Genomic DNA, 21,368 nt, shown 5'->3' on the forward strand with positions numbered 1-21,368 from the left:
CTTTGACCTAAGGTCAGTTGTTTGTATTTTTTCATGCAAGATCAATATAACTATTGAACCTAAAATACTGCGGGCTAGCCCGCAGTATTTTAAACTTACATGTTGCACTTATAACTTGAACTTAGAATACTTTTTTATTCCATATTCTTCAAAATCGAAAAACTGATACCATCAGTATCAAAATTCTCCTCTATTTCGTGAATTTGATCGGGTATGATTCCTCTCAAGATCAAGATGACTCCAAATACAATCAGCAAAAAACTGATTCCTTTTTTAAAAAGAGTAATTCGTTTGGGAGTGAGTTTTTTGTTAAGCTTTTTTGCTAGAAGAATTTTGAAGATATCTACTACTAAATAGGTGATAATGATGGTCGTAAAGAAGACAATAAGCCTTGATCCATCCATTTCTAATGAAGGTCCAAAAATAATAAGTAAGCCCAGCCAGAACCCTAAAACCCCGATGTTGATAAAATTTAGCAGGAAACCTTTCATTATAATCCCAAAAATATCTTTGCGCTTTAGTTTTTGAACTTCAAAATCTGCCTTAGTATAAGTTGCTCTTTTGGCCTTGATATAAGCAATAACCCCATAAATTGTAAGAATACTCCCTCCAAAGATAAAAAGAGCCGGATCATCTTTTATGCTTCTTAGCAATTGATTGGTACTAAAATAGGCTATAAATATGAATACAATATCTGCTATAATTACACCCAGATCAAAGGCAAAGGCAGCTTTAAACCCCCTCATGGCAGCAGTTTCCAGCAAAACAAAAAAAGCTGGACCTACCATGAAAGCTAAAAAGAAACCCAGAGGAATTCCAGAAAGTATGTCTTGTAACATTAAGAATTATTCAATTTTAAATCAAAGTTAAGGAATTGAAATTAATATGACTTTCTGATGTCTTTTAGGTTCAATTGTAAGCTTGTATTGCCGTTCCACTCATTTTCTTCAACAGTAAATATAATATCTACTTCTGCTTTTGAATCCAACAATGATTTTTTCTCTCCAAGACCAAACCCTATCGCAGATATAATGATTCTATTCTGAACCAAGTTAGCCTTCAAATGCGACCCATCTTCTCCTAAAGCTTTTACAAAACCTGTTGCAGTCACATTTTTGGAGATAAAAGTGGGTTTCATGTTGCTAGGTCCAAAAGGTGCAAATTGTTTCAAAATTCTTATGAATTTCGACGTGATTTTTTCAAAACTTATCTCAGAATCAAATTTAATTTCAGGGATAAGTAACTCCGGATCAATGCTTGATCTTACAACGTCTTCAAACCTCTGCTTAAAACTTTCGAAGTTTTTTTCTTCAATCGTCAAGCCTGCTGCATATTTATGACCGCCAAATTGCTCAATATATTCTGATGAACTTTCTAAAGCATTGTAAACATCAAATCCTTTTACCGATCTGGCGGAAGCCGCTAGCTTTTCTCCACTTTTAGTGAATACTAAAGTTGGTCTATAGTAAGTTTCTGTAAGTCTGGAGGCTACTATGCCAATTACTCCCTTATGCCAATGAGACTGATAGACTACAGTGGTGAAACGGTCTTCTTCTTTTTTTTCTTTTATAATTTCGAGAGCTTCTTCAGTAATCGATCTATCCGTATCCTTTCTGTCAGAGTTATATAATTCGATGTCTTTCGCGAGCTCTTTCACCTTTTCGTAATTGGTTTCACAAAGAAGTTCAGTAGCCAGGAGTCCGTGCTTCATTCTTCCGGCAGCATTTATTCGTGGACCTATCATAAATACCACATCGGTAATGGTCAGTTCCTTCTTTTTTACATTTTCTAAAATAGCTTTGAAGGCAGGGCGTCTTTTGGAGTTGATAAGCTTTAAGCCATAGTGCGCTAGTATTCTATTTTCGCCAGTGATGGGAACAATATCAGAACCTATAGCCGTTGCTACTAGATCCAAATACTTATAAATCTCTTTTTGAGGTTTTTCAAGTTTAGTTTGCAAGGCTTGCATCAATTTAAAACCAACGCCACAACCGCACAATTCGTCAAATGGATAATTGCAGTCGTCTTGTTTAGGATCCAAAACAGCAATAGCATCCGGAATTTGATCACCTGGTCTGTGGTGGTCGCAAATGATAAAGTCTACACCTAGATCTTTGGCATATTTTACTTTATCAATTGCTTTTATGCCGCAATCTAAAGCAATGATAAGGTCAATTCCTTTCTCCTTGGCGCAGTCAATCCCCTTGTAAGAAACTCCGTAGCCTTCACCGTATCGATCTGGAATGTAACTTAGAACTTCAACTCCTAGACTTTTTAGATAGGAGGTGAGGAGGGCGACACTTGTTGTTCCGTCTACATCATAATCTCCAAAAACCATTATAGGTTTCTCTTCAGCAAGTTTATTTAAAATAAAATCACAAGCTTCATGCATTCCTTTCATTAGAAAAGGATCATGTAAGTTTTCTAAACTTGGTCTGAAAAAGTTCTTGGCATCTTCATAGGTTTCAATACCTCTTTTTACAAGAAGCTCAGCAATTGGTCGGTCAACTCCAATGGATTCTTGGATATGGTTTATTTTTGAAGGATGCCCTTCTTCGATTAAAGTCCAGCGCATAAGCTATTAGTTCTAAACAAGTTTTTCAGTAAATGGAATTTCTGAATTTAATATTTCCAAAATTAAAGTTTCCAATTCAATTTTGAACTCTGTTGCTACTTCTTTCAAATTTAAACTAGAATCTGAACACGTCATGAAACCTGTTTTAAGATTTTTAAATGAAATAATGCCAGCTTCAGCATTTTCATCCAAATTGTCTTCTTTCAAAAGTGCATAAAACAACACTTGAAATGCTTTCGAATATTTATAATCTTCAGTAAAATCAATCCAATCTTTAGGTATTTTAAGCTGTTTTGCCTCGACTTTACCTGTTTTATAATCAATGATTCTGATTTTATCATTAAACAAATCCACTCGGTCTACAGTTCCTTTCAGCTTGATTTTAAAACCAACTCCATCTATGTCCAAGTATTTATCGCCGACTTTTTCTAATTCTACAATTTCAATTTTATTTCTCTTCACGTCCTTTTTTTCCTGAAGAAGAAACCTTTTAATCTGTTGTTTGGCTATTTCAAAATCTATAAGATTTTTCCCATGTCGTAAAGCTTCCTCCTGAAATTTCTTTTCAAAAAGCATCGTTAGTGTTTTTGTGTAATTGTTTAGCATCCTATCTACATCATTTTCTGTCAAAACCTTACCTCTGTAATCCCTGTACATGAGGTCGAGGCAGTCATGGATGACTGTACCTAGAGTTTTGTAAGAAATGTCTTCTTCAATTTCATCTAGCTCTTTCAGTCCCAAAACATACCGGTGATAAAAATCAATCGGATTTCTAATATAGGTTGTAAGAGCTGAAGGAGAAATACCGCTGAGAAACAAAGACTTTAGATGAGCCATTATTTCCGGAGTCTTTTCTACATGCTGTAGAGATAATTTTTCTGCTTCTGTGTTTGATCCTACGGCATAACTTCTAATCGAATGTTCTGGCATTCTAAAGGTTTCCACTTGTGTGAGAAATCTACTTTTCTCTGCTTTTTCTATACCAGAGGTAGAGTTATTGTAGGTGAAGTGGCAATTGTCAGCCCGTTGTATTAATCTGAAAAAGTGATAGGCATAGATAGCGTCCTTTTCCTTATAGGTAGGAAGTTTATATGCTTTTTTTAAGTCAAAAGGGATAAAGCTATTCTGTGATTTTCCGGAGGGTAAAACACCTTCATTGACCGAAGTTATGATGATGTTTTTGAAATCAAGAACCCTCGACTCCAGCATTCCCATTATTTGAAGTCCTTCGTATGGGGACCCTTCAAAGTCCAATGTTTCAGAAGAAAGTGTATCCAGATATATTTGATAGAAAATCCTGATATCATTTATCAAATCAGATTCAGATAATAAGTTTCTTAACTTGTTAAACAGCTTTTTGAACCCAAATAGATACTCAAGTGATAATTTTTCTTCAAGAAAATTTAGTTTAAGCAATTCTATAATTTCAAGGCAATTATTCAGAAATTCATCAACAGAGATGTCTTGGCTTTTAATACTCAACCTGAGTATTTCACCTAAAGAGCTATTTAGTTTTTCTACATCACTCAAAAAATCCGTTTTAGACTGAAATACAGTATTGTTTTCGTTTAAATTTATTTTGATAGACTGAATGTCCTCATTAAATGACTTCTTAAGTGCTGGATGTTCAATTAACTCAAATATTTGCTTGTAGTGCAACTCAGCTTGATTTGAAGTTTTTATACTGAAAATTGTATCAAAAAAAGAAGCAAAGCTGGTAGCCTCCAATGGTAATCCCATCGTTACATTGACCGCTTTTATGTTTTTGGGTAAAGAATTTAGAATAGGCTGTAGTAAGTTTTCATCACCCAGTATTAAGGCAGTTTCTCCCAATTCTTGGTCAGGTATTTTGGAGAGAATATCCCCAACAAGTTTGGCCTGACCTATTTTTTTTGGAACACCGTAAAGGCTGATGTTTTTTTTATTTCTGAAGTTGTTACTCGATGTCTTAAATTCTTTAGAAGAATAAAACGGCCAGTTTTTGGAGTAAGTTCTCATAAACATTCCTGCGGAATTATCCTTCAATAAATGAGTGTCAATATCCCAAAATACATCGCCTCTTTTTTCCGACAGGATGTATTGGAAGATAGTTTCCTCACAAGAGTTAAGAGCATTGAATCCTATAAAATAAAATTGACTGTTGTTTGAATCGATAAAGCTTTTGATTTTTGATACGGCCTCTTGATAAGCCATACCTTGGTAAGCTTTATTTTCTGCTTTTAGTTTTGCTTTTAGTTCTTTATGGTATTTAGGCAAAGTTTCCCAGAACTCGATATAGTTCTTTACTAGTTCTGTTTTGATTTCTGAGTTTGACCAATGCTCTAGATCTTTAATAGCTTTCAGGTTGCCAAAAAATTGTTCAGAGTCAATTTGATAACGATCTATTTCATTAAAATCTTGAATAATAGATTGTCCCCAGTTGTACACTTGCTCAAGAGGTTCTTGTTTATTAGGATTAGTATTTTCTTTATAAATATCATAGAAATGGAATAGTGTTTCCAAATTATCTATGAGACTAACTTCCGATACCTCTTCAATAAATTCTTCAATACTTTTGATTGGAGGCAATAGAAAACTTTCCTTTTGATTTTGCAAAAGCTCTTTTGAAAAGGCCTGAGCTGCTCTTCGGCTTGGTAAAACAAAATAGTTATTGTGAAGGCTTTCAATCCTGAATTTTGAGACCACTTCCGATATAAAACTTTCCATAGATTAAAAATAAAAAAACACCCCAAACAGGGGTGTTTTAAAAATTATATTTTGAAATTAATTATTTCTTTAAGTTAATTTCAACTCTTCTATTTTCTGCTCTACCAGCTCTTGTGTCATTACTAGCTACAGGTCTTTTTTCTCCAAAACCAGCAGATGACAGTCTGAACTCATCTACGCCATTTTCTACTAGATATGATTTTACAGCCAATGCTCTAGCTTCTGATAGTCGTTTATTGTTTTGATCACTACCGACGCTGTCAGTGTGTCCTTCTACTGTAAACTTAGCATTTGGATATTCATCTAAAATTGAAATGATAGCCTTTAATGCTTCTTCAGAATCTGCAGTAATTGTTGTTTTACCAGTTGCAAAGTTGATAGTTTTAGCATACTCATTTAATTCTTTCTGAACTTCTTCAGTAACTTCTGGACAACCATTGTTTGCTTTAGTACCAGCTACATCTGGACACATGTCATCTTTATCTAATACGCCGTCACCATCTGTATCTGGGTAAGGACATCCATTATTTTCTTTTGGACCTGCCTCATTTGGACACTCATCATTTTTGTCTGCAACTCCATCGCTGTCAGCATCTGGACATCCATTAAGAGCTTTAGGGCCTGCTTCATTAGGACATTCATCTTTAGGATCTGCAATACCATCACCGTCAGTATCTGGACATCCATTAAATTCAGCTAAACCTGCAGTGTCTGGACATTCATCATCTTTATCGACGATACCATCACCATCAGAATCTGGGCATCCATTAAATTCAGCTAAACCTGGAGTGTTAGGGCATTCATCATCTTTATCATATACGCCATCACCATCAGTGTCTGTACCACCAAATGAGATAGTAATACCAGCTGAATGCTGGAAATAATCGTAATTGTCATCTTCAAAAGCAGTAGCATAAGTAGATTTAACAGTAAAGGCTATATTGTCATTAAACCAAAAGTTGATACCTAAGCCAGTGTCAAATGTTGATGCGCCACTGTCATCAAGCCAATAATATCCTGCCCCAATACCTAAGAAAGGATCAAAAAATTGAGTATTCAACAAATGCTTAAAATTATATTCAACACCTGCGCCTAAATTATAAAAACTTAAGTCATCAGCAGGAACACTCCCTAGTCGATCAATTTGGTTAATAGAACCACTTAATCTTGCAGAAAATCCATCGCCTACATATCTTTTAACTTCAAGATAAGATACTGATGGAAGAAAATTCCAGTTATCATCCAGATTAAAATATTCATCAAAAATTTCTCCACTACCTATCACTCCAGGTGAATTATCGTTTCCAGCAGCATAGAAATCCACTGCGTTTGTACCGATAACTACAGCCCAGGGGTTGTTTTCATCTTGTGCTTGCGTAGTTGCAACTCCCAATGTGAGTGCAAATAGCAAAAAAAGTTTGTTCAATTTTTTCATGTTTTTTAGTTTTAGTTTAATATAAGTCTTTCAATAGTAAACAAATGTAAAATTAAAAATGCTAAATACATTAACTTTCAATAACTTTTAAGTGTTTACCTACCTTTACAAAGGCTTCAATAGCAGTGTCAAGATGCTTTTTATCGTGAGCAGCCGATAATTGAACACGTATTCTTGCCTTTCCTTTTGGTACTACAGGGTAAAAGAACCCGATAACGTAAACACCTTCTTTAAGCAGCATTGACGCCATCTCCTGGGATAGTTTAGCATCGTAAAGCATTACTGGAACAATTGCAGATTCTCCATCTATAATATCAAAACCTGCTTCTTTCATTTGTTTTTTGAAGTATGCTGTGTTTTCTGTAAGTTTTTTTCTTAAAGTATCATCTTTCTTAATAATTTCAAACACCTTCAAAGTTGCGCCTACAATTGAGGGAGCAAGTGAGTTTGAAAATAGATACGGCCTGGATCTTTGTCTCAAGAGATCAATTATTTCTTTTTTACCGGTTGTGTAACCACCCATAGCTCCTCCAAGGGCTTTACCGAGAGTACCGGTAATAATATCTATTCTATCTAAGACTCCTTTTTCTTCCAATGTACCTATCCCTTTCTCTCCAATAAACCCAGTGGCGTGACATTCATCTATCATTACTAAAGCCTCGTAAGTGTCGGCAAGATCACAGATGTCGTCTAGTGGAGCGACCAATCCGTCCATAGAGAAAACACCATCAGTAACGATTAATATATGTCTTGCTCCGTCTTCTCTGGCCTTTTTAAGTTGCGCCTCAAGATCGTCCATATCTCCATTTTGATATCTATATCTTGCCGCTTTGCATAGTCTCACACCGTCAATCACAGAAGCATGGTTGAGGGAATCAGAAATTATCGCATCTTCCTTGGTAAGTAGTGGTTCAAATACTCCACCGTTAGCATCAAAACATGCTGCGTAGAGAATGGTGTCTTCAGTGCCATAAAAGCTTGCAATTTCTGCCTCAAGCTTTTTGTGTATATCTTGAGTTCCACATATAAATCTTACGCTGGACATACCGAAGCCATGACTGTCTAAAGTATCTTTTGCTGCTTTAACCACTTCAGGATGAGAAGAAAGCCCTAAATAATTGTTGGAACAAAAATTAAGAACGCTTTCCCCTGAGTCCAAAGTGATTTCCGCACCTTGTGGAGAAGTGATAATTCGCTCTTTTTTATAAAGTCCTTCCTCTTCAATGTTTTGAAGTTCTTCTTTGAGTTGTTTTTGTAATTTATTAGAATACATATAATTCAATTTTTTGCAAATTTAAACAATCTTTACTTCAATGGAATTGTTTATGTATACCAGCAACTTCTTCTTAACATTATATTCTAAACTACTTAAAGCTTCAGCATATTCATTGATTTGGTGTATATGCTGATTTTGTGGAGTTCCTGTTTTATAATCTATTAAGAATGCTTCTTTTCCTTTTAGGTTCACTCGATCTGGCCTTAGGAGTTTATTTTGAAAATAAATGTCTTTCTCATTCCAGACTTCGTAGTCGCCCTTAAAATACTCTAGTAAGTCTTCATGAGATAGAATCATATTCAATAACTCTTTATAATAAATTTCTTCATCTCTCCCGATATAACCTTGTTCTAAGTGCTTAGTAATTGAGTATTCAGAATCTTCAATACGTTCAATTTTTGATAAGATGGAGTGAATTATATTTCCCTTGTCTAAAGCTTCTTCAAGCTCTTTATTCCATAACTTCCCTGCAGTTGTAACTAGGTTGAGATTCAGGTCTGGAGATGGAGAATGAAATTTTAATTCTTTATTCTCAATACTATCATCTGTATCGTGTTCTTTCTTTGGATATGAGGTTTTACCCCAGTTATATTCGGTATCTGTTTCAATTTCTATATTTTTTGTCTGTTTGATAAAAGACATAAAAAGACCAGAAAAAGTATTAAGCTTTATGCCCCCATCTTTAGTTCTATCATCTTCAGAAATAATAAAAAGTTCCTGTGCTGCTCGGGTGAGGGCCACATAGAGAATATTTATGTTTTCCATTTCTAAATTATTAATCAGATCGAGATAATTTTCAGAATAAAGAGGATGGTCAATATCTTTACCTGGCTTGGTAATTAGCGCAAATGGAAGCTTGTATTTTTTAGGTAGAGTCACCCAAAGATGGCTGTTTAAGGTGTAATCTATCTGTTGTTTGGCATAAGGGAAAATGACTACGGGAAACTGTAAGCCCTTGCTTTTATGAATTGTCATGATTTGTACAGCGTTCTCATTTTCAGTACTGATAATACTTTTTGATCCTCCCTGAAGCTCCCAGTAATTTAAAAACGCATTAATACTGCCTTGCGTTTTCATTGTAAAATCAAAAATTTCATCGAGAAAAAACTGTAAGTAAGCGTTTGCATTTTTATCCAATTCAAGCTTGTGAATTAAATATTCTACAGCATCATAAAATGGTAGGGAATGGAAATAATCTGGATTTATGTAATACCCTAATTCATTGATACTTTCCCAAAATACCTCTTTATCTTTATTGAGTTTATCCTTCAAAAAGATGAATTGTTTTTCTGCTGAAAAATCAAGTCGTTGGGTAATCACTTCCAGAACTTCTGCTTTTGAAACTTCATCCAGGTCATCATTTAAAATACTCAAAAGGTTGAGAATTAAACGAACTTGTTTATCAGAATTGATGAGTAAAGTTTCTGAAGAAATTATAGGGATTTGATGTTGATTCAAATATTCCGCAATGGCAATTCCTTCGTTTTTCTTTCTTACCAGAATGCAAACATCACTGAGTTTATAGCCTTGTTCTTTTTTATTGCGGATTATTTTTAAAACTTCTTCCGGATAAACTTCATTTCTTTCTTCATTGGTCTTGGCTTCTGTAAATTTCAAATTGACAAAGCCTTCTGAAGTTTTTTTAGCTTTTTGTAATAAGCTATTTCCGCTGAAAAGATTTTTCAACCTTTTATCATTTAGAAATTGTCCGACATGTTCAAAAAAACGATTATTAAACTCTACAATGGCTTTGCTACTGCGGTAGTTGGTGTCCAGAGTCTCAAGTTCAGGCTTCGTGGGAAACGGAGAGTTTCCTTCTGATAAAGCAATAAATTGATGAGCATCTCCCCCACGCCAGGCGTAGATGGATTGTTTTGCATCCCCAACAAGCGTTATACTTCCAGGAATTTCTCCTTCAAACAGAGAAGCTAGAGCATTTCCTGTGAGCGGGATTAAATTTTCCCATTGCATGCGAGAGGTGTCTTGAAATTCGTCTATAAAATAATGCTGAAATTTCTCCCCGAGACGTTCAAATATAAAGGGTGCAGGTTGCTTTTTGATCTCATCACTTATTTTCTTGTTGAAGTCTGAAATCAACATGATGTTCTCTTCTTTCTTGATAAGTTCCATTTCCTTCCTTATAGCTCCAAGCAAGGATAGTTGAGTGATGTTTCTGTAGATTTTTTCAAAAAACTTCCTGTCTGAAAATAGCTTTTTACCCCCATGAAATTTTTCAACAATAAAATCTTTCATCGAGAACACAAGCTGCTTTTTGTCTTCCGTTTGTTTTTTGGTAACGTAGGTTTCTTCGTTTTCAATATTAAGTTGCCAATTTGAACCAAAAGCTATTTTTGGGTCATCCTGGCTCATTTTTTCAAAATGCTTGGGGATTGAGCTTCTGCTAAAATCCTTAAATTCAAGACTTTCAGCGTTCAGTTTCTGTAAGAATTCATTTCCGATGGAAATTAGCTGATTGGTAATGGATTCAATGTCTTCTTTCAGTTGTTTTTTTAATTCAGTAAAATCCTTCAGAGTGAAATCTTTCAGGGAATTCACATAAACTTCATCCTTTTCATTTAGCAAAAGGCTTGAAGCTTCAAAGATATCCTGGCTTATATTTCCGCTTTTGTCATCATTTACTTTTTCAAGGGCAAAATCAATTAAAACCTCTGTCAATTCCTTTTCCTTCCCAGCTTTTTCAATCACTCGCTCTACGGCTAGCTGCAGAACCTGCTTAGCATCCATTTCAATGTCAAAATTCGTAGAAAGTCCAAGGTCTTTAGCGAATGTTCTTATAATTCTATGCGTAAAAGCATCTATTGTAGAAATTTCGAAAGCCGCGTAATTGTCCAGTATTTCTTTTAAAATGAAATAAGACTTCTTCTGAATTTGATCCGAGTTTAAATTTGTATTCTTTTTTATTAACTGGAACATGGCGTCATTTTCCAAATTCGCATCACTTTTTGAAAAAAGAGTGAGATATTCCATAATTCTAGACTTCATTTCACCAACTGCTTTGTTGGTGAAGGTAATAGCCAGAATATTTTGAAAACTTGTATTCTTAGGAGATGAAAGAAGTAAACTTAGGTAGCGTTCAGCAAGTTTAAAGGTTTTACCAGAACCAGCAGAAGCACTGTATATAGTGAAATTTGAAGAAGATTGCATTCTGAAATTTTACAGTAAAGGTAATAAAACTAAGCGTATTGTTTATTTCAAAAAGCAAGTGTTGAACCTCAAATGATATTTTGTTTTAAGTAAATAATAACACCAAATAATTCCAAACCAAAGTCTTAATAGTTACTTTTGATATTAATATATTAACAAAAAACATAGATTATGGCTTTTGAATTACCAAAATTAGATTACGCTCACGATGCTCTTGAGCCACATATTGATAAAAAAACAATGGAAATTCATCATGGGAAACACCATGCTGGATATACCAGCAAATTGAATGCTGCAATTGAAGGCACCGATTTGGAAGGTAAAACTATAGAGAATATATTAATCAATTTAGATTTATCAAACACAGCTGTCAGAAATAATGGGGGTGGTTTTTATAACCACAAATTATTCTGGAAAGTTATGTCACCAGATGGTGGAGGAAAACCTTCTGGAGAATTAGCTAAAGCTATTGATGAAGCATTTGGATCTTACGATGCTTTTAAAGATGCATTTTCCAAAGCAGCAGCTGGACAGTTTGGTTCTGGTTGGGCTTGGTTAACTGTCCATAACGGAGGCAAAGTTGAGGTTAGTTCAACTCCAAATCAAGATAATCCATTAATGCCAAATGTAGCTCATGGTGGAACACCAATTTTAGGACTTGATGTTTGGGAACATGCTTACTATCTAAATTATCAGAACAGAAGACCAGATTATATTGATGCATTTTTTGAAGTCATCAACTGGGAAGAAGTATCCAAGCGTTATTCAGAAAACAAATAAGTTTCAGAATATAAAATTTCAAAACTGCCCAATTGGGCAGTTTTTTTTGCTTTAAACCAAATTCAATTTTATTCTTTCCAAAACTTTTTCCGGCTTGATATCATGCATCACTTTCTTGTAAGCTTTTACTTTTTTATTGCCATAAATGGAAGTAGGTAAAAGTGGATACTTTTTCAGGTCTGGTAAAAGTTGCTGCTCTTTAGTTTGACCAAATGGCGCAAATCCTGCGTAAGGGTGAGTCGCCCCCCAAATAGTAACGACATCGACTCCAAACATTGCTGCCAGGTGACCATTTCCACTATCCATGGATAACATCACATTTAAATTTGAAATCAATTGTAATTCTTCAGAAAAGCTAAATCTTCCAGCCACATTCTCACAATTATCAAAATTCTCGGCCAGCTCGTTTAATTTTTTGGCTTCTTTCTTTCCTCCTCCAAATAAGAAAATGTGTAAATCTTCTTCTTCATTCAATTTAGAAATGACCTCTTTCATCAATTTGAATGGATATTGCTTAGGAGAATGTGCTGCAAATGGCGCTATTCCAACCCAATTTTTGGAGTCGTCTAAATTTAATTGTGATTTAATTTCAGCCGAAAGTAAAAGCTTTGAATTTGGTATTTTGAAGTTTTGGTCCAGAGGTAAGTTTAGCTTTTTAAAAACGTCTGCATAGCGCTGATGAGTTGTTTTTAGTTGCTTAAGAATTTTATTTTCGGGTCTGGTCAGAGCTTTTTTTTCTGTTCGACCCTTATCTATTCTGAAATAATCGTGGCCCAGAATTTTCAGAAAACCACATAATATCCTGGATCGTAAAACATTGTGTAAATCTGCAACAGAATCAATGTTGAGTTTATGAAGTTGCTTTGCAAGAATCCATAAACCAGAAATGCCCTTATGCTGAATTTTAACTTCAGCTTTTACCACATTTATATCGTCTATATGTTCAAACAAGTGCGCAAAAAAAGGTTTAGTAAGAACTGTGATTTTAAGTTGTGGATAGGTTTTCTGAAGCTGAAGAATGACAGGAACCGTCATAGCGACATCACCCATTGCAGATAACCTTATGATAAGAATGTGGTCTGGACGCTTCATTTTAGCGTTTGCTTCTCAATACTGGATTCATTTCATCATCGTTATACATCTTCATCTGCTTATATACTTTCATATATTTATCACCGACTTTGATGTCTTCTAGAAGTTTATCTATGGCCAGTGATAAGTCTTTTTGCTGTTCCAGTAATACATTGAGTTTTGCTTTACAGGCCATCTGGTGTTTCTCAGAAGCGTCAGTTCTGTTGGCTTCCTCGTTCATGTGGTATATTTTCAAAGCTAAAATCGAAAGTCTATCTATTCCCCAAGCTGGGCTTTCTGTATTGATTTTTGCATTTGGTTTTGGTTCAATGGTATCAAAAAGATCTAAGAAATAACTATCAATATATTCTACAGTATCTGTCCTGTCCTGGTTGGAGGCGTCAATTTTTCGTTTCAATACTAATGCATCTTCAGGGGTAATGTTCGGATCACGGATAAGGTCTTCGTAGTGCCATTGTACCGTATCTATCCAGCACTTTCTGTAGAGTAGGTGCTCGATAAGCGTTTCTTTTTTATCAAAAGGATTGCTAAACTCTTGGTTTACGTCATCTTTTATATGGTAAGTTTCAATAACACTTTGAAATATTCTATTTGACTTTTCTGAAAACATGATTTTTTATTTTGTGTGTATGCAAATATACCAAGTGTTTTTAAAACAGACTTTCATTATTGAAACAGCCTCATCAATATAATGCTGAAAACAGAACTCCAGTTATAAAGAAAACATAAAGAGATTCTTTTATCCACTTTTTGGTAGACTTGAGTTGAAAGTAGTTTCCTATTAATATCGAGAGTGGCAGTATGAGATAAATTGCATCTACAGCCAGGGGTGAGCCATTTGTCATCAGTATTCCTATTGAAACGAGCATAAAAAATAATATCACACTTAAACTCTCACTTTCATGAAGTTTTGCCCGGTTGTAAATACCAGGTAATTGAAAAATTATCCAAAATAATACCAATATTAAATACCCCAATAGAACTCCATATTTGAATGAATCAAAAAACGAATCCACACCATTGAACTTTGGCAGATAGGTAGAAACATTAATCCATTTGTCCTCTAAAATCAGGAAATAGGAGATATGTAGAATAAAACCAACGGCCAGTCCCACAAAAGGAATGATAAAATGTCTGTAATTTTGAGAGGCATACATGATGACCCCAAAATATATAACCAATAAGAATAACCAGTGAAAGGGCTCAAACCAAATTGAAATTGAAAGCAATAGGCCAGAATCAAATATCTTCTGCTTAATGTTTGTATTGGTTTTTAGACTTAAAATTCTTCGGAAAGCGAGTAGCAAAAAAAAGTAGCTAACTATAAATTGACTAGACCTTAAGAGTTCTGGAAAAGCAATTATAATTAAAGTAAAACTCGACACTCCAAATGTATGCGGGCTATGAATCTTATTGCGCTTCACAATAAAATTCAGAATAAAAACAACCAGTAAAAAAACCAGCAAAATTCCAAGTTTACTGAAAATTAATTCAGCATTGAGATTTACAGATGTTGAAACAAAGTTTTCGATTACAAAGGCCACAGCAAATAATATGCTCAGAATTGCAAAAGCGATGGGCTTTGATTGACTAAAAAACCTTGTTAGCATGGTCTAATTTATTACTTTTGCAAAGTAAATATAATATAACAGAGACATGAAGGATTTTTTTGAAGGTATTGCAAGTTTATTTGAAGATGTTTTGTTTTTACCTTTAGATCAGCTCAGAGAATTACAAGATGATTCCTGGTGGGCTGCAAATGGCTTAAACTTCTTCTTTATATTTATCGTTTTTGTTGCCTTTTTATACTGGATGAAACAGTTGAAAAATTTTGATGAAAACGATCAAGAAGATAAAAGCGTAAAAGCTCATACATTCTTGGGAAAAGATGCTGAATTAGACTAAGTCCTTTCCCAGGTCTTTTCTGTAATACATTTCACTAAAGCTAATACGTTCTGCATTACTGTATGCTTTTTCAAGAGCATTCTCCAATGAGTTTGCAGATGCAGTAACCGCAATGACACGACCACCGTTTGTAAGAAACTGGTCGTTTACCTTTTTGGTACCTGCATGACAAATAAATACCTCTGGATTTTCATCCACTTTATCTAACCCTGAAATAACTTTCCCTTTTTCATAAGCTTCAGGATAACCACCAGAAACAAGCATAACAGTTGCGGCATAATCTGAGGCAAATTTTAGTTTGACATCTTTAATTTTACCCTCCGCAGTTTTTGACAAAACGTCCAATAAATCATTTTTAATTCTTGGAATAACTACTTCGGTTTCAGGATCCCCCATCCTTACATTATATTCTACGACAAAGGGTTCATCTCCTACTTTCATAAGGCCTATAAACAAAAAGCCTGTAAAGTCAATATCTTCTTTATGTAGGCCATCAATGCTTGGCTTGACGATTTTTTCATCCACTTTTCTCATAAAAGCCTTGTCTGCAAACGGAACGGGAGAGATGGCTCCCATGCCACCGGTGTTGAGTCCAGTATCTGCTTCTCCAATGCGTTTATAATCCTTCGCATTTGGTAATGTTAAGTAGTTTTTTCCATCAGTTAAGACAAAAACACTTAGCTCGATTCCGCTCAAAAATTCTTCTATAACCACCTTTTCTGATGCTTTTCCAAATTTGTTGTTGGTCAACATATTCTCTAACTCGTCTTGTGCTTCAATAAGATCTTCCAAAATTAAAACACCTTTTCCTCCGGCAAGGCCATCTGCTTTCAAAACATAAGGAGGTTTCATCGTTTTTAAAAACTCTTTTCCAGCCTCCAGGGCTTCCTTATTAAAACTTTGGTAAGCAGCTGTTGGAACCTGGTGCGATTTCATGAACTCCTTAGCACGCTCCTTACTTCCCTCCAGTAAAGCTCCGCGTTTTGAGGGGCCAATGATTTTCAAGCCAGAAAATTCCTCTTTAGTATCAAAATAATCTTTAATCCCTTCTACAAGCGGTGCTTCAGGGCCTACAATGAGCATGTCAATCTCATATTTTTTTACTGAATTTGCCACGTCTTCAAAATTGAGAATATCCAGATCAATATTCGTCGCACAAAGCAACGTCCCAGCATTTCCGGGAGCCACAAAAAGCTTTTTGCAGTCTGCGCTCTGTGAAATTTTATGAGCTAAAGTATGTTCGCGTCCACCGCTTCCAAGTATTAAAATGTTCATGAGATTAATTGCTAAGATTATGCTTCAAAAGTAAATGTTTGTAAATTGCTTCGCTAATGAAAGCATCGAAAATACTGTGAACCGTTTTAAAAAAATTTTAAGTCTGAAGGGATTTCCAATATATAAAGCTCAAAAAGAACTTGAGGCTATTTTGAGTATTTCTGAAGGTGATTTTCAAAACTTTAATGAAAAGAGAAAACAAAGTATTTTAGATTTTCATCTAAAGAATAATTCCAATTATTCTCAATTTATTAAAAAGACGCATTACAATACGTGGGATGAAATCCCTGTAATGACCAAAGCAGACTTACAAAAATCTTTGAAAGATCGATTGAGCAGAGGGTATAAGGCTTCCAAAGTCTTTGTCAATAAAACGTCAGGGTCTAGTGGACATCCCTTCATTTTTGCAAAAGATAAATATGCGCATGCCTTGACTTGGGCACATATCATTTGGTTATATCAACAACACGGTATAGACATGAATTCTTCCTTTGAAGCTAGGTTCTATGGAATCCCAAAAGATGCTGTAGGCTACAGAAAAGAACGGCTCAAAGATCTTTTGGCCAACAGGCATAGGTTTGATATTTTCGATTTATCCGAAAGTAATCTTCATAAGTTTTTGGATTTATTCAAAGAAAAACCTTTTGATTTTATCAACGGTTACACAAGTTCTATCGTTCTTTTTGCCAAGTTTCTAAAGGGACAAAATGTGGTTCTAAAGGCGGTTTGTCCAACTCTAAAGGTTTGTATTACAACCAGTGAAATGCTTTTTGAAGACGACAGGCAGCTGCTTGAAAATCAGCTTGGTGTGCTAATTGTTAATGAATACGGTGCCAGCGAACTCGATGTGATTGCTTTTGAAAATCCAAAAGGGGAATGGCAATTAAACAACAAAACGGTTTACGTTGAGGTGGTCGATGATCATGGTTTTGCTCTTCCGCACGGGCAAGAAGGCAATATTGTGATTACCTCTTTATACAATAAGGCTCATCCATTTATTCGGTATCAAATTGGTGATAGAGGTGTCATTGATGAAAATTCAACTGCTAAAAATCCTATTTTGAAATCTTTAACTGGTAGAACTAATGATTTCGCAATATTGCCAAGTGGTAAAAAAGTTCCGGCGCTTAGTTTTTATTATGTGACGAAGTCTGTGATTGAAGACTCCGCCTTTGTGAAAGAAATAAAGATCATGCAGAAAGAGTTGTCCAAATTTACAATTCAATACAAAGCTGAAAGTGAACTGGATCAAATTCAAAAGCGAAAGATTATAACTGCTGTTGAAACCTACTTGGAAAAAGGATTGGACATCACTTTTGAAAGAAAAGATGAGCTTGATCGCTCAAAAAGTGGAAAATTAAAGCAGTTTACTTCCCAACTGGATAGTTGAAAAACAACTAAAGACTTCAATTGTTTAGCATAGATAAGATCAGAATTAAAATTTAAAACCCATAATATTTGCAACTTAATTACGGAAATCAAGACTTTATAATGCACTCCAGCGGTTCTCTTTACTGGCCATCGAGAAACATTCTATTTGTAGCCGATGTTCACTTTGGCAAGGTTGATCATTTTAGAAAAAATGGAAGTGCTTTACCCAGTCGAGTGGGCCTGGAGAATTTCAGAAAACTAAATTTAGTTCTGGATGAATTTCAGCCCGAAGAGGTTATTTTTTTGGGTGATTTGTTCCATTCTACCCAAAACAAGGATTGGGATAGATTTGTTGCCTGGGTAAAATTGCGAAAGGAAAAACTGGTGCTTATTATTGGAAATCATGACATCATTCCTCAGTATCATTTTGAAGATCTTGGAATAAAAGTCTTGCCACATTTGGTAGATGAAACTTTATTTTTGTCTCACCATCCCGAGGAAAAAAATGGTCTTTTTAACATCTGCGGGCACCTTCATCCTGGATATAGATTGCGGGGAGAGGGGAGACAGCAATTGAAACTGTCTTGTTTTTACAAGAAAAAGCAACAACTCATTTTACCTGCTTTTGGAGCATTTACCGGACATTTTTTAATCGAGCCGCAAGACGATGAAGATGTGTTTGTAGTATCCGATGATTTAGTGATTTCAATCAGATAAAAACTAGAGCTCGCCATTCCATTCTTTATAAAATTGATCTAGAAAATTCTCCATGAAATCATGCCGTTGAGTCGCAATTGCTTTTGCAGTTTTTGTATTCATTTTATCTTTTAGCAATAAAAGCTTTTCATAAAAATGATTGATCGTTGGTGAGTTGGATTTCTTGTATTCTTTTTTACTTTGGTTTGGGTTTGCAGGAATGTTAGGATCATAAATCGGGTTGTTTTTGAAGCCCCCAAAGTTGAAAGTTCTTGCAACTCCTATAGCGCCGATGGCATCTAGCCGGTCCGCATCCTGAACAATATCGAGCTCAATGGATTGAAAATCAGTTTGATTATGACCTCCCTTGTATGACACGTTGTTGATGATCTTGACCACATGATCTATTACTTCCGGCACTACAGCTTGTGTTTCCAGAAAAGCCTTTGCTTTCTTAGGACCTATTTCTTCGTCTCCACCGTGAAATTTAGAATCTGCAATGTCATGTAATAAACTGGCTAATTCTACTACAAACTTATCGGCATTTTCGTTTGATAAAATGTTTTTGGCGTTGTTATAAACTCTTAAAATGTGAAACCAGTCGTGACCACCTTCTGCATCTTTCAGGGTGTCTTTTACAAAAAGCTTGGTGTTTGAAATAATTTGTTCTTGATTCATATATTAATCCAATTGAACTTTTTCTGTAATCTGTTTTTGTAAATGTGCGATAAGTTCAGCAGCTTGATAATTCTTTACTTCTAAGGGTTGTAAAACTTCAAGTTTTAAGAAAGCACCGATTCCAATTGGAAACATACCATAGCGTTGAAGTTTCCAGGAGTTATTAACGCAAACTGGGACTACAATAGCTTCTGGACAAGCTTCAAAAAGTGTTTTTAGTCCTTTGTAAGCGAATTCTTTTGGAACGCCAGTTTTACTTCGTGTTCCTTCTGGAAAAATCACCGCTGCTCGCTTGGTTTCTGAAATGTATTCCCCTAATTTTTTGATCTGCCCAATTGCTTGTTCAGCATCTTTCCTGTCTATCAGAACCGAACCTCCATGTCTTAAATTATAAGAAATACCGGGGATACCCTTGGACAATTCTTTTTTACTAATGAACTTGGGATGCAATTGTCGCATGTACCAAATAATTGGAGGAATATCAAACATGCTTTGATGATTGGAAACAATGATGTAAGGTCTGCTTTTATCGAAAGTAAATTTATTTTTGTACTGAAATCTGGTACCTACAAGATTTAGGCAGCGCAAAAGAAAAAAGTTGAAGATATCAACGCTTTTTTTATGAGCCTGATATCCTGCAATATTGAATGATAACCATTGTATAGTATGAAAAATTACAAGCGTTAATCCAAAGAAGAGATAAAAAATAACAGAAAGCGGATATGAAATAATCTTTTTCATGCGTAGGTTATAATTAACGTTCAGTTTACTAATCCAAAGTTACTTATTCTCTATCAGTACTACTTTCAGTTTTAAACATAAAAAAGCCGCTTTTTTGTAAAAGCGGCTTTTTTTAGACTTAAAGTCGATTAGCAATGCTCATTATAAGCATCCATCAAGTTGTCTGCAATCATTTCTGCAGGTCTACCTTCGATGTGATGTCTTTCTAACATATGAACCAATTCTCCATTTTTAAAAAGTGCCATCGATGGCGAACTTGGAGGAAAAGGAACCATTTTGGCTCTTGCTTCGTCTGTAGCTTCTTTATCTACTCCAGCAAAAACTGTAACTAAGTTGGTTGGTGTTTTTGCATTTTGAAGTGATTTTATAGCGCCTGGTCTTGCGTTTGCAGCTGCACAGCCACAAACAGAATTTACTACTACCAATGTTGTTCCTTCCTTAGCTAAAGCAACATCAACATCAGCTTTGCTTTTTAACTCATCAAAACCCACAGCAGTTAATTCTTGCTGCATTGGTTTTACTAATTCTGGTGGGTACATATATCTCGTTTTTTTATTTATACTAATTATAAATACAAATGTATAAAAATGTCTTTTATCTCGTTTGTTCTTAACATAATGATTTCAATTCTGTTGGCTATCGTTTTATCTTTCTTAAAAACTATAGTAATTTCAACTTAAACCATTTGATGCTTTTATATTTGCAGTTAAAATAATTTGATTTGAAGTGGATTGGTGCCATTCTTGGCTTTTTTTATATGCGTTTCGGTGGTGCTATTATAGGCTTTTTGATAGGTTCTATTCTTGACAGAATATTTAGAGGCTCTTCTTCAAACTCTGGTGGTTTTGGAAAGATATTCCAAGATCAACAAGACCAGGTTTCTCCAGGTGATTTTGAACTCAATTTACTTTCTTTATCCTCTTTGGTGATCAAAGCAGATGGTAAAGTTACTCAGCAGGAAATGGATTATGTAAGAATGTATTTTGTACAAGCTTACGGTAAGGAAAGGGCTAACGCTACTTTTAGAACGTTTAACGAGGTTATTAAAAGTCGAGAAGTATCTGTTGACAGAATTTGTGAATATCTAAGACCACGCGTTCGTTATGAAGTAAGACTGCAAATTCTCCATTTTCTCTTCAATATCTCCAATGCAGACGGACACGTTTCTGAAGCAGAGTTAAGAGTTTTACTGAATATCTCTCAAAACCTTCGGGTTGCCCATTCAGATTTTGAAAGCATCAAAGCAATGTTCTTCAAGTCTGCAGATAATGCCTATAAAATCTTAGAAATTGATAAGTCAGCTAGCGATACTGAAGTCAAAAAAGCTTACCGAACGATGGCTAAGAAATTTCATCCTGACAAACTGCAACATATGGATGAGGCTTATCAAAAAGGGGCTCGGGAAAAATTCAATAAAGTTCAAGACGCTTACGAACGCATCCAGAAGGAAAGAGGCTTATAAGTCAGCTAGCTTGGGTCAATTCGATAAAATACTCCCTAAACTTTCGACTTTGAAAAATGTTTTTTTAAATATTATATAAGTCATGCTGTGTTCAACCCATTAGTGCAACACACTTGTTTTTTAGTTCTTCAATAGGGTTATTATAATTAAACTTTCTAATCGGTCTGTAATTTAGTAATCTTTCTACTTCTTTTATTCTTTGTTCTGATAT

Annotated in this window: 18 protein-coding genes and 1 pseudogene; 5 read left to right on the forward strand and 14 right to left on the reverse strand. The window is 35.0% G+C overall.

All coding sequences use genetic code 11. The features are described from left to right. Window positions 1-134: 134 nt before the first annotated feature. From LB452_RS13105 to LB452_RS13130, 6 genes are all read right to left on the reverse strand, one after another. A complete protein-coding gene (locus tag LB452_RS13105) occupies window positions 135-839 on the reverse strand; it encodes a LysE family translocator (protein ID WP_224462190.1) in 705 nt (234 codons plus the stop codon). A gap of 41 nt (window positions 840-880) precedes the next feature. Further along, window positions 881-2,575 (reverse strand): single-stranded-DNA-specific exonuclease RecJ, encoded by a 1,695-nt coding sequence (recJ, locus tag LB452_RS13110; protein WP_224462191.1) that lies wholly within the window; start codon window positions 2,573-2,575, stop codon window positions 881-883. A gap of 12 nt (window positions 2,576-2,587) precedes the next feature. Further along, window positions 2,588-5,281 (reverse strand): PD-(D/E)XK nuclease family protein, encoded by a 2,694-nt coding sequence (locus tag LB452_RS13115; protein ID WP_224462192.1) that lies wholly within the window; start codon window positions 5,279-5,281, stop codon window positions 2,588-2,590. Between the two features lie 61 nt (window positions 5,282-5,342). Beyond that, window positions 5,343-6,716 (reverse strand): OmpA family protein, encoded by a 1,374-nt coding sequence (locus tag LB452_RS13120; RefSeq protein WP_224462193.1) that lies wholly within the window; start codon window positions 6,714-6,716, stop codon window positions 5,343-5,345. A 70-nt stretch (window positions 6,717-6,786) separates the two neighbouring features. Further along, on the reverse strand, window positions 6,787-7,989 hold the full coding sequence (gene kbl / locus LB452_RS13125) for a glycine C-acetyltransferase (RefSeq protein ID WP_224462194.1): 1,203 nt from the start codon (window positions 7,987-7,989) through the stop codon (window positions 6,787-6,789). 21 nt (window positions 7,990-8,010) lie between these two features. Further along, complete coding sequence (locus LB452_RS13130; protein ID WP_224462195.1) at window positions 8,011-11,157, reverse strand: UvrD-helicase domain-containing protein; 3,147 nt, start codon at window positions 11,155-11,157, stop codon at window positions 8,011-8,013. 171 nt (window positions 11,158-11,328) lie between these two features. On the opposite strand from LB452_RS13130, the gene LB452_RS13135 reads away from it, so the two are divergent. Beyond that, window positions 11,329-11,937, forward strand: a complete 609-nt coding sequence (locus LB452_RS13135; RefSeq protein WP_224462196.1) for a superoxide dismutase — start codon at window positions 11,329-11,331, stop codon at window positions 11,935-11,937. Between the two features lie 51 nt (window positions 11,938-11,988). Here LB452_RS13135 and LB452_RS13140 read toward each other — a convergent pair whose 3' ends face one another. The 3 genes from LB452_RS13140 to LB452_RS13150 all read right to left on the reverse strand — a co-directional run bounded on the left by LB452_RS13140 (window position 11,989) and on the right by LB452_RS13150 (window position 14,639). After that, window positions 11,989-13,029 (reverse strand): glycosyltransferase family 9 protein, encoded by a 1,041-nt coding sequence (locus LB452_RS13140; protein WP_224462197.1) that lies wholly within the window; start codon window positions 13,027-13,029, stop codon window positions 11,989-11,991. A 1-nt stretch (window position 13,030) separates the two neighbouring features. Beyond that, a complete protein-coding gene (locus LB452_RS13145; protein ID WP_224462198.1) occupies window positions 13,031-13,639 on the reverse strand; it encodes a DUF4254 domain-containing protein in 609 nt (202 codons plus the stop codon). Between the two features lie 73 nt (window positions 13,640-13,712). Next, a complete protein-coding gene (locus tag LB452_RS13150; RefSeq protein WP_224462199.1) occupies window positions 13,713-14,639 on the reverse strand; it encodes a DUF6427 family protein in 927 nt (308 codons plus the stop codon). A 46-nt stretch (window positions 14,640-14,685) separates the two neighbouring features. On the opposite strand from LB452_RS13150, the gene LB452_RS13155 reads away from it, so the two are divergent. Further along, complete coding sequence (locus tag LB452_RS13155) at window positions 14,686-14,934, forward strand: DUF6341 family protein (protein WP_224462200.1); 249 nt, start codon at window positions 14,686-14,688, stop codon at window positions 14,932-14,934. On the opposite strand, the gene purD is transcribed toward LB452_RS13155, so the two are convergent. Beyond that, window positions 14,926-16,209, reverse strand: coding sequence for a phosphoribosylamine--glycine ligase (gene purD, locus LB452_RS13160; protein ID WP_224462201.1), 1,284 nt, complete (start codon window positions 16,207-16,209; stop codon window positions 14,926-14,928). The two genes, LB452_RS13155 and purD, sit on opposite strands and share 9 nt — an antisense overlap. 34 nt (window positions 16,210-16,243) lie before the next feature. Between purD and LB452_RS13165 the strand changes: the two genes are divergently transcribed. Together LB452_RS13165 and pdeM are read left to right on the forward strand one after the other, a co-directional pair. After that, on the forward strand, window positions 16,244-17,599 hold the full coding sequence (locus LB452_RS13165) for a phenylacetate--CoA ligase family protein (protein WP_224462202.1): 1,356 nt from the start codon (window positions 16,244-16,246) through the stop codon (window positions 17,597-17,599). Window positions 17,600-17,667: 68 nt separating this feature from the next. After that, window positions 17,668-18,297: a ligase-associated DNA damage response endonuclease PdeM gene (pdeM, locus tag LB452_RS13170; RefSeq protein WP_224462203.1), complete on the forward strand. Its 630-nt coding sequence runs from the start codon at window positions 17,668-17,670 to the stop codon at window positions 18,295-18,297. A 3-nt stretch (window positions 18,298-18,300) separates the two neighbouring features. On the opposite strand, the gene LB452_RS13175 is transcribed toward pdeM, so the two are convergent. The 3 genes from LB452_RS13175 to LB452_RS13185 form a co-directional block, all read right to left on the reverse strand. Next, complete coding sequence (locus tag LB452_RS13175) at window positions 18,301-18,954, reverse strand: HD domain-containing protein (RefSeq protein ID WP_224462204.1); 654 nt, start codon at window positions 18,952-18,954, stop codon at window positions 18,301-18,303. A 3-nt stretch (window positions 18,955-18,957) separates the two neighbouring features. After that, a complete protein-coding gene (locus LB452_RS13180; protein WP_224462205.1) occupies window positions 18,958-19,695 on the reverse strand; it encodes a lysophospholipid acyltransferase family protein in 738 nt (245 codons plus the stop codon). Window positions 19,696-19,823: 128 nt separating this feature from the next. Further along, window positions 19,824-20,234 carry a BrxA/BrxB family bacilliredoxin gene (locus LB452_RS13185; protein ID WP_224462206.1) on the reverse strand — a complete coding sequence of 137 codons (411 nt, stop codon included), beginning with the start codon at window positions 20,232-20,234 and terminating at the stop codon, window positions 19,824-19,826. Window positions 20,235-20,416: 182 nt separating this feature from the next. Between LB452_RS13185 and LB452_RS13190 the strand changes: the two genes are divergently transcribed. Continuing rightward, window positions 20,417-21,157 (forward strand): TerB family tellurite resistance protein, encoded by a 741-nt coding sequence (locus LB452_RS13190; RefSeq protein ID WP_224462207.1) that lies wholly within the window; start codon window positions 20,417-20,419, stop codon window positions 21,155-21,157. A gap of 91 nt (window positions 21,158-21,248) precedes the next feature. On the opposite strand, the pseudogene LB452_RS13735 reads toward LB452_RS13190, so the two are convergent. After that, window positions 21,249-21,368, reverse strand: a pseudogene (locus LB452_RS13735) (IS30 family transposase); the annotation flags it as partial.

The organism is Psychroflexus longus (genome assembly GCF_020164595.1).
Classification (GTDB): domain Bacteria; phylum Bacteroidota; class Bacteroidia; order Flavobacteriales; family Flavobacteriaceae; genus Psychroflexus; species Psychroflexus longus.